The sequence below is a fragment of the Robinsoniella sp. genome (assembly GCF_034124845.1).
Map to the genome: position 1 here is coordinate 1 of NZ_JAWYAJ010000290.1, position 9,767 is coordinate 9,767.

Here is a 9,767-nt window from a genome sequence, read left to right on the forward strand (position 1 = left end):
ACGGAGATGCAAAACATTTGTTTTGTGCAACTTTTAATTTTAAAACACGCTCTAGGCCTCTTGATCCCGCGCCATTAATTCACCCATCATACGGTCATATTTCCTGTCCAGCCGATAGCAGGCTGCTATGAGAAACATGATAAGCCAGATTCCTATGGGTACATACAGATAGAATGATTTTATTGCCTCTATTGCCGCCGGCGCCTGCTCAGCAGCAGTTGCTTTTAATCCATCAAATGCTGCCATGGATAAAACCGCTCCCATAATTGCCGATGTGAATCCGGAACCGGCTTTTTGCCCCATGCTCATGGAGGAAAACATCAATCCTTCGATACGCATCCCGGTCTTCCAGTGCCCGTATTCGATTGCATCACTCGGCAGGGAATACTGTACTCCATAAAACGGTGCTATGCCAATCCCACGCATGATGCAGGTTACAATTCCCAAAGGAACGCTTGTTATATTAAGAAGAAATATTAACTGCCCTGCAATTCCCACCAGACATCCGGCACAGATGAGACTTCGTTTTCCAAACCTCGGCAGTATTCTGGGCAACAGTGCAATACCAGCAATGGTTGCTATTTTTTCTGCCGCAGATAATGGCATCACCAGATCTACATCATTTAGAACATACTGGCAGTAATATGTTAAATCCGTCCCAATAATTATCTGGTAAACTGTATAGAAAAGCATTAATCCTAATGCAATCAAAAAATATGGATTGGTAACAGTGGCCTTTAAGGCTTTTAAAAATGGGATATTTTCTTTTACCTTCTGCGCAGTCTGTACCCGCTCCGTGCAAGTTATATAAGTATTAATCAACACAAATACAGAGACTGCTGCGTACACTGCCGTTACTATAATCCATGCAGCCTGTTCATTCTGGATCACTACTGCCAGCTTATTAATCAGAGGCAGCGTAAATGCAGTAATAACCATACTTGCAGTAATGGAAAGTATCATGCGTATATTGCAGATCACATCCCTCTCCCTGCGGTCCCGGCTCATTAAGGAGCCCAGTGCATGAAATGGCTGGCTGATTGCCGTATAAACCACTGTATTCATGATATTATAAGTAACAAAAGCGTAAATAACTTTTCCCATATCACCTAATCCCGGCATGGTAAACAGAAAAACTGCCGCTAAAGCGTAGGGGACTGCAAGGCGTAAAATCCATATCCTTGCTTTCCCGTATTTGGAATGAGTCCGGTCTATAATAGTACCCATAATCACATCCGACACACCGTCAAATACCCTGGAAACCAGCATGATCATACCTACGGAACCAGCTGAAATGCCTACGACATTAGTATAAAAATAAATCAGCAGGGTTGTTGTCATTGTGTACATTAAAGTAAGCGCAGGATCGCCAAAGCAATATGCCAGTTTTTCTTTTGGCGGAACTTTGGCAAACTCATTCATGTCTTTTCCTTTTTGTTTATAATTCAATAACTCCGGTATTCTCCCCATACGTTTACCTCGCTTTATTTTTCCAGTTCTTTTTCTATAATTTCCCTTGCCCGGGGCGCCTCCACATCCATCCTTTCCGGATAACCAAAGATCGATACGCAGGAGATTGCCTCTCCTCCTGCCTTGAAGGTTCTGTTTGCAAAGTCCATATTCCGCAACTCGTCAAAAATACCAGAAAAGTCCACATCCCCTTCTCCCATTGGATTATGCTGATGAACCGCCACATCTTCTTTTCCCATACGGTTTAGCCAGGGGGGATTCAGAATATATCTGCAATCTTTTGTCTGGTTAAAAGTGTCCGCAAACAGAACATGGCTCAAATCATCTCCTGCATATCTGAGCATGGAACGTACATCTCCTTTTCCCTGGTCGTAGAAAAATCCGTGAGGTGCCGAATACACATACTTCAGATTATCCGAGCGGTAACTTTTTACAAGATCACAGGTTTCATTATTTAGTTCACAGAAATCCCAGGGGTGAGACTGTATCTCAACCCGGATTCTTTCTTTTTCAAACAGGGGCAGCAGTTCATCCACAGACCGAAACCACATTCCGTTACAGATCTCCTGCTGGTTCGGGTCACCGGACAACTCCGTGTTGATGACCTGAACTCCCATATTTACTGCGATCTCCACTATTTTTCTCCAATTTGCCACTGCCATCTTCCGCTGTTCTTCCGTGGGCCCCGACCAGCGGTAAACAACAATAAATGAGGAAATCTCCACACCGGTCTCAGCCAGTGCCTTCCGATACTCCATTTCGCATTCCCTGGAAAAAAGCGGGTGCTTGTAAAATGGATTTATGCGCGGATGGGGAGACTGTTCTATGTACTTATATCCCCAGTCCGCCACCTGGTGTACCATATCATTAATACTCATCTGCTTTGCTAACACATCCACGTCAAATGCTATCTTCATGGTTTAACTCCTCCTTTACCGGTTGACACCCGGCATTATATCTGCCTGAAATAAAAGTCTATGCAAAGTATTTCGCCACAAATTCATTTGTAACTTCTGCAGCTTTTTTCACGTTTTCATCATGTGTCATTTCATAATATTCCGGGCGGAATTCTTCAATTGTACACACCCCGTCAAAGCCAATTGCTTTTAAAGCTTTCGCTATCCCCTCATGATCCACGACACCTTCTCCTGGCCACAGGCGTTTGTCATCTCCGCAGGAACCAAGCGGCAGGTCCTCACAGTCATTTAAATGGTAGGCAAAAATCTTCCTGCCGTCTGCATTTTGCAGATCTTCCAGTCTGGAACACATCTCATGGAAATGAAATGTATCTACCGTAACCCCTACATTTTCACGGTCTGTTTCCTTCACCACATCGTAAGCCGTGCCAAACTGATTGATGGAACAATTAGGTGCTCCACAGAATTCCAGGGAAATCTTAATGTCATTTCCAACTTTATCCGATAAATAGCGCAGTCTCTCCACTGCTTCTTCTTTAATCTCCGTTATGGATTTGTTCTTCACATCAAAAGAAGGAACCGTAATTAACATTTTCATATTGATTGCCTGGCAGACTTTGATAATAAACTCTGTCTCCTCATCAATCTCCTTAACGCCCTCCTCATCTCGTTGGTTAAAGAAAATCAGTGTATTATAAGCCCATGGCTTTAAATGATGATTCTGAAACCACTCTGCAAGATCTTCTAAAGTGTGGTCTTTCAGATAATCCTTTACACAGTCAAAGCGTATCTCTATATAATCAAAACCATATTTCTCACATGCTTCCAGATCTGCCAGCAGCGACTGTCCCCTGCATTCCAGCGCGGTTGCTTCATTAAATCCTATCTTCATATCACAATCCTCCATCTTTCCATTTTTATTTATAAAATTCCGGTTTTTCCATATCGGTAATGATTGACTCTATTTTTCCGGTCTCCTGGGCCTTAACAAGGGCATCTGCCGTAACAGCAGCCAGGTAACCGTCCCATGCGGTTGGTCCTGTCACAATTCCTTTTTGTGCATTTTGGACCCAGTTCTGCATCTCCGTATCATAAGAATCACGGAAACGTACAAAACAATCGGTGTCAATGGTCGTGGACAATGACGCATTTTTGCGGATCACCGGGTATGCCGGTGCCGGCATCTTCACCACGCCGTCCTCACAGACCACCTCACAGTTAATGTCATAACCAAACTTGCAATTTACAAAGACCTCCACATCAATGCAGATTCCCTTTTTCGTCCTGAGCAGCATGATCTGCGGATCCTTCAGTTCAGAATGAGAATACTTGGTACAGCCCGGCATTATCACCTGCGCCGATTCATACTCATCATCAATCAGCCAGTGCAATACATCTATTTCATGAATTGCGGTATCATGCACTGCCATGGGTGTGGTATAGCCGGTACCCACCTCAGGATTTCTATGGGTGCAATGAAGCATTAAAGGAGCACCATATTCGCCGGAGTCCAGTGCTTCCTTCACCTGGTTATAGCCTTTGTCATAACGGCGCATAAAACCTACCTGCACCAGATGTTTCCCGGATTCCATTTCCGCCTTTACAACTTTCAGGCAATCTTCTGCAGTTGTGGCAAGGGGTTTTTCACTGAACACAGGCTTTCCTGCCTTTATAGCCTCTAAGATCGATTCTGCATGTGCAAATCCCGGAGAGGTAATTACAATTGCATCTACCTCAGAATCATGAATCAAATCCTGGCTGTTGCTATATATCTTCGCCTGGCAGATATCCGCCGCTGCCTTTGCCCCCTCTTCAAATACATCTGAAACAGCCGTAACTACTACCCCCTGAATCTTGTCTGTAAGCCTCTTAATATGATCCTTACCCATTCCACCACATCCAATAACTCCAACTCTTAACATCACATTTTCCACCTTTCTGATATTATTTACTTTTTATAAATTTAGCTTGTCATTTCTGTTATGGTTATAATATCATCGCGTGCGCGTGAACGCAATTGCTTTTTTATACAATTCGTTTGTCTCTTTTTTGGAACATTTTGCTATCTAATATATGAAATGCAATAAAATATGTGCAAAATGCTTGGAGAAAGCTTTTTTCGCCAACACATCATGCACATATTTTGGTTATTTTTACCTATTATTTCATTTTCAGTAATTTTTAATGGGTATATTATTATTATTTCTTCATCTCATCTTGATAAACTTCAAGCATCAAATGTTATATTTGTTTTTAATAACAATTTCTGTATAATTATATTCCTTTTCCGGCTCTATGCCGTCAAATAGTTTATGGAACAGAATCATAACGGAGTGGTTCCCTTGGGCATATGGATCCTGTCCCAGCAGAAATTGAATCGTCCCTTTTCTCAGATATTCTTCATTTTTTCCTGTTAAATCATTGGAAATAACCTTTACCCTGCCGGACACTCCATACTGTTCAATGACTTTGCAGACACCTTCCGTTCCGGACGCCGCCAGATAAATACCTGCCAGCTCTTTCGTTGTCTTCAGTGCTTCTTCCGTTATTTTTTCAGCTACCCAATCATCATCATAGGCATATTTAATGTCAAGCAGTTCTACATCCTGCCTGCATTCCCTTAATTCCTCCATAAATCCTCTTGCCCTGTTTTTATGCCCCTGATTGGTAGGATGTCCGGATATCACCAGCACTTTACCACCGGGCCGGACAATTTCGCTCATAATCCCTGCCGCTGTCCTGCCGCTCTGCAGCGTATCCTGACCGATAAAGCACAGGCGTTTCGATCCCGCAATATCTGAATTGAAAGTAACAACCGGTATCCGATATTCCCGGACAAAAGTATCCACCGTCGCTTTTAACAGTTCATCCTCACTTGGCACCAGCGCGATGGCATTACAGCCGTTCTTTCTCAATTCTTCCATATAGGAAATAGCACCGGAAGCATCAATTCCCTTAATTTCCTTGATCTCAACCTCTGCTCCCATGCGCCTTGCTTCTTCTTTTGCTGCCTCTGCCCCTTCTTTTACCTGCTGCATAAAAGGGGTATCAATAGACTGGAGAATCACACCGATTTTGATGGAATGCCTGGACATAGCCAGCGCTCTGCCTGCCCTGTTTGGTTGGTATCCCATCTCCCTGGCAATTCTCTTAATCCGTTCCGCCACTTCCGGATTAATCCTTCCACGGTTATTTAAGGCCCGATCTACGGTACCTCTTGATACACCTGATTTATCAGCAATTTGCTGTAATGTAACCGCCATAATTTCCTCCTATGTTACATTTTCTGTCACTAATTATATGCTTTTTCCATATAAACTGCAACCGCTATCCCCTTTGACTTTTCTTTTTCTGATAATTAAGAACAACCGTGAAAAAGTTATTAACAAACTTTTCCTGAAATACCCTCTCTTTATTTACAAGATGAACAACGTGTACTCAGGATTGCTTCTAAAACTTCTTTTCACCTTTTATAATATACAAAAATTCCACACACTCACCTCCTAAACCTCAGAAGTTTTACACAAAATCACTATTGTGTGCTCGTGAACGCACCACTTGCCAATTTGCTGAAAATATGCTTAAATGTCTATGACTAAAAATAGAAAGGAATACCTTCCATGATTACTAAATTCTGTGTAAATGCCTTTGCCATTATCATGCTTCCCGTCCTGATCGTCGCAATCGCAAAAACAATTCATGATGCAGGCTTTTATATACACAGCTTTCGTGTACTCCCTGTTCTGTCATTAGCAGGGCTGATGATTCTCTTCTCCGTAATAGAGTCTCTTCCTTTTTTACTCCGCCGCAAATAATAGCATTCCAAGTTTTGAACACAGACTGCCCGGACAATTGTTCCGAATTGTCCGGGCAGTCTTGAATTTAATATTATTTTATCTACACAAAAACCGCCATTGTATAAAACAATGACGGTCTCAATATCCGTTTAATGATTAATCCATTACGTATGGCATTAAAGCGATATGACGTGATCTCTTAATTGCAACAGTAAGAGCTCTCTGATGTTTCGCACAGTTTCCTGTGATTCTTCTAGGAAGAATTTTTCCTCTCTCAGATACATATCTTTTTAATTTATTTACATCCTTGTAATCGATTTCGTTATTCTCTTTACCACAGAATACGCAAACTTTTTTTCTTCTACGTCCGCCTCTTCTCTTCATCGGAGAATCGCCGCCTCTATCATTTCTATTATAAGCCATGTTTGTTACCTCCTTTTACAAATTTCGAATTCATATAATGTATGAGATCTGCTTCTCATTTTCGTTTTAATTAAATGGTAATTCCTCATCAATGCCATCCGGGATGTTCATGAATCCGTCTCCTGATGCCGCACTTGGTGTCGGTCTTGATGATGGTGCAGCTGACTGCATGCCCCCTTCGCCGCCAGCCATAGATGCGTTCTTGCTTTCACAGAATTCGTGATCTTCAACAACAATATCCGTAGTGTAGACTTTCTGTCCGTCTTTGTTCGTATAACTTCCTGTCTGAATACGTCCGGTTACAGCAATCTTCATACCCTGACGAAGATATTTTTCTGCAAACTCAGCCTGTCTTCCGAAACCAACACATCCGATAAAATCTGCGGTTGCTTCTCCGTCACGCTTGAATCTGCGGTCTACTGCCAATGTATATCTTGCTACTGCCATGGAATTTTCTCCTGATGAATAACGAACCTCAGGATCTCTGGTTAAACGCCCCATTAAAATGACTTTGTTCATACTTTCTCCTCTTTTCTATCTATGCATCCTGTCTTACGCATAAATATCTGATAACATTTTCCATGATACGGATACGTTTTTCAACTTCCGCTGGGCATGTTGAATCAGATTCGAAATGGATGAAGTAGTAAAATCCTTCTTTCATTTTCTGAATTTCGTAAGCTAATCTTTTCTTACCCCATTCATCAACATCTGTGATTGTTCCACCGAAACGGGTAATATATTCTTTTACCTTTTCGATAGTTGCTACTCTTACATCTTCTTCGATTTTTGCGTTGACAACAACGGCTAATTCATATTTGTTCATGCTCTTGGCACCTCCTTATGGTCTCTGGCCCCCTATCTACGTGGGGAGCAAGGAAATTAATAAATAATATATCACAAGTTAAAATCATATCATAAGGCTGACAATTTTTCAAGTACTTTTTTCCAATTTTCGCGGGATTCTGCGACTTTTTTATGTTATCTTGGAGATTATTCCTGACCAGTAGTGATTCTTTTCAAATATAAAATTGTCTTATGAACTTTTATCAATTCCTGTTTATTTTAATAGTTTTTCATACTATCCTATGTTAGAATGATCCTATACAAAATTTAGAATATCATCACACCGCTGACTGATCACATCGCGGCAGATAGCAAACCTGGCAGTGCTGCAAGGAGGAACTAACATGCTAAAAACATTGAAAAACTATCATATTCTCATATATCCTGTAATCCTATACTGGTTGATCTGTATATTGATGTACCTGAAATTCCCCCATACACTTTATTTAATGCTGAGCTGGAATGTTTTTCTGGCTGCTCTACCACTGCTTTTCATTGGATTATCCATATACTTTTATAATCAAAAAATGAAATACCGGGCTGTTTTTTTTACTTTATCCTGGCTGTTATTTTTTCCAAATTCTATTTATATCATTACGGATTTCATTCATATTTCCAACGACAGCCTGGTATGGGTAGAAAAAGCAGGTGAGCTTTATGAAAAAGGAAAAACGGTATATAATACGGATATCTTTGCATGGTTTAAAATGTTTACCATCGGGATTGGCTGCATCTACGGGGTTATCCTTGGACTGGAATCCCTCCGGCTGTTTTTAAAAATGTCCGCAACACTTACTTCGCCTTTTATTTCCTGGATCTGCATATCTGCTGTTTCCCTGATGAGTGGATTCGGGGTCTATCTGGGACGGTTTCTCCGCTTTAACAGCTGGGATGTCCTGCAGCCTGTAAACCTCATAAATGGTATTCTGGCTGAGCTTAATATATTTGCTTTGCAATTTACACTTTGCTTTGCCGCTGTGATACTTTTACTGTTTTTCTTTTATCTATCCATGGTCCGGCTGATACATTCCCAGTCCGCCATACAGAAGTTCTGACGGGAGCTCTGTGTACTTTTTTCAGAATGAAATTCAGAATGAAATCTTGCTTTTTTAGCTTTTTAGGTCTACAATTTAATGTGTACTATATTTTTATGTTGATTGGAGCTGATAACATGAAACAACTATTTGAACCTCTTAAGATAAATTCTATGGTGTGCAGGAACCGTTTCCTGCGAAGTGCCACCTGGGAGGCTCTGTCTGACGAACAAGGGCATCTCACGAATAAACAAAAGAAAATATATACAGAACTGGCTAAAAATGAAGTTGGTTTAATCTGCACCGGATATGCCCGCATTTTAGAGGAAGAGCAGCCAAATGAAAAAATGATGGGCATTTACAATGACAGATTTATCCCAGAATATCAGGCGTTAACAAAGTCTGTACATAAGTATGGCGCCAAAATAATGATGCAGCTTGCATATGGCGGAACAAAGACCACCTATCAGACAAGCAGCCGGAAGATATTTGCCCCTTCGGATATTCCGGAAAAATCCACCGGCACCGTTGGCGTTCCTATGACCAAAGAAGATATTCATTATGTGGTAAATGCATATGTAAAAGCTGCGGCTCGTGTTAAAGAAAGCGGTTTTGATGCTGTTCAAATACACGGAGGGCACTCCTACCTTTTGAACCAGTTCTTAAGTCCTTATTATAATAACCGCACAGATGAATACGGCGGCAGCCTGTCCAACAGACTGCGAATTATCCGGGAAATATATGATGGAATTCGCCAGGCGACGGGCAAGGATTTTCCAATCTTAATTAAAATAACCTGTTCCGATTTTTTTGAAGGAGGACTGACGTTTGGTGAAGTCCTGCCGATCTGCCGGGAACTGGATGAGATGGGATTTGATGCCATCGAAGTGTCCGGAAATATTCATGGCAAGGCAAACAGTATGTCCGGACAGATTTTTGATGGATACCCTCTGACAAGAGGCGGATATTTTATCGAATACGCAAAGATAATTGCAGAAGAAGTTGATATTCCCGTATTTGTCACCGGAGGCGTTTCACACTTTGACAAAACCCTGGACTGGCTCCAGAACAGCCCCATTGCAGGATTTGGATTCTGCAGGGCACTGCTTACGGAACCTAATCTGATAAAGCGCTGGAAAGACGGAGATATGACTCCTGCCAGGTGCCTGCACTGCTCAAAATGCAGAACCAGAGAAGGAAATTATTGTACGGTGTTTTACAAAGGAAAATCAAGTAGGAGGGAGTGACTAACTCCCGTCCTCTCACACCACCTGGCATAC

11 protein-coding genes are annotated in these 9,767 nt (G+C 41.7%); 3 read left to right on the forward strand and 8 right to left on the reverse strand.

Going from position 1 to position 9,767, the window contains the following annotated elements; translation table 11 throughout:
- Positions 1 to 51 precede the first annotated feature (51 nt).
- The 5 genes from ACH2DQ_RS14390 to ACH2DQ_RS14410 form a co-directional block, all read right to left on the reverse strand.
- Positions 52 to 1,470 carry an MFS transporter gene (locus tag ACH2DQ_RS14390; RefSeq protein ID WP_394916174.1) on the reverse strand — a complete coding sequence of 473 codons (1,419 nt, stop codon included), beginning with the start codon at positions 1,468 to 1,470 and terminating at the stop codon, positions 52 to 54.
- 14 nt (positions 1,471 to 1,484) lie between these two features.
- Positions 1,485 to 2,387 (reverse strand): sugar phosphate isomerase/epimerase family protein, encoded by a 903-nt coding sequence (locus ACH2DQ_RS14395; protein ID WP_394916175.1) that lies wholly within the window; start codon positions 2,385 to 2,387, stop codon positions 1,485 to 1,487.
- Positions 2,388 to 2,445: 58 nt separating this feature from the next.
- The gene (locus ACH2DQ_RS14400; protein ID WP_394916176.1) at positions 2,446 to 3,279 is read right to left on the reverse strand and encodes a sugar phosphate isomerase/epimerase family protein; all 834 of its coding nucleotides are present in this window, start codon (positions 3,277 to 3,279) and stop codon (positions 2,446 to 2,448) included.
- Positions 3,280 to 3,304: 25 nt separating this feature from the next.
- Complete coding sequence (locus tag ACH2DQ_RS14405) at positions 3,305 to 4,309, reverse strand: Gfo/Idh/MocA family protein (RefSeq protein ID WP_394916177.1); 1,005 nt, start codon at positions 4,307 to 4,309, stop codon at positions 3,305 to 3,307.
- 312 nt (positions 4,310 to 4,621) lie between these two features.
- Positions 4,622 to 5,650, reverse strand: a complete 1,029-nt coding sequence (locus ACH2DQ_RS14410; protein WP_394916178.1) for a LacI family DNA-binding transcriptional regulator — start codon at positions 5,648 to 5,650, stop codon at positions 4,622 to 4,624.
- A gap of 357 nt (positions 5,651 to 6,007) precedes the next feature.
- Between ACH2DQ_RS14410 and ACH2DQ_RS14415 the strand changes: the two genes are divergently transcribed.
- Positions 6,008 to 6,202 (forward strand): hypothetical protein, encoded by a 195-nt coding sequence (locus ACH2DQ_RS14415; RefSeq protein WP_394916179.1) that lies wholly within the window; start codon positions 6,008 to 6,010, stop codon positions 6,200 to 6,202.
- Between the two features lie 138 nt (positions 6,203 to 6,340).
- Here ACH2DQ_RS14415 and rpsR read toward each other — a convergent pair whose 3' ends face one another.
- From rpsR to rpsF, 3 genes are all read right to left on the reverse strand, one after another.
- Positions 6,341 to 6,607, reverse strand: coding sequence for a 30S ribosomal protein S18 (rpsR, locus tag ACH2DQ_RS14420; protein ID WP_394916180.1), 267 nt, complete (start codon positions 6,605 to 6,607; stop codon positions 6,341 to 6,343).
- 66 nt (positions 6,608 to 6,673) lie between these two features.
- On the reverse strand, positions 6,674 to 7,126 hold the full coding sequence (locus ACH2DQ_RS14425; RefSeq protein ID WP_027295276.1) for a single-stranded DNA-binding protein: 453 nt from the start codon (positions 7,124 to 7,126) through the stop codon (positions 6,674 to 6,676).
- 19 nt (positions 7,127 to 7,145) lie between these two features.
- A complete protein-coding gene (gene rpsF / locus ACH2DQ_RS14430) occupies positions 7,146 to 7,433 on the reverse strand; it encodes a 30S ribosomal protein S6 (RefSeq protein WP_394916181.1) in 288 nt (95 codons plus the stop codon).
- Positions 7,434 to 7,797: 364 nt separating this feature from the next.
- Between rpsF and ACH2DQ_RS14435 the strand changes: the two genes are divergently transcribed.
- Positions 7,798 to 8,508, forward strand: a complete 711-nt coding sequence (locus ACH2DQ_RS14435; RefSeq protein WP_394916182.1) for a DUF1361 domain-containing protein — start codon at positions 7,798 to 7,800, stop codon at positions 8,506 to 8,508.
- A gap of 116 nt (positions 8,509 to 8,624) precedes the next feature.
- A complete protein-coding gene (locus ACH2DQ_RS14440; RefSeq protein WP_394916183.1) occupies positions 8,625 to 9,734 on the forward strand; it encodes an NADH:flavin oxidoreductase in 1,110 nt (369 codons plus the stop codon).
- Positions 9,735 to 9,767 lie beyond the last annotated feature (33 nt).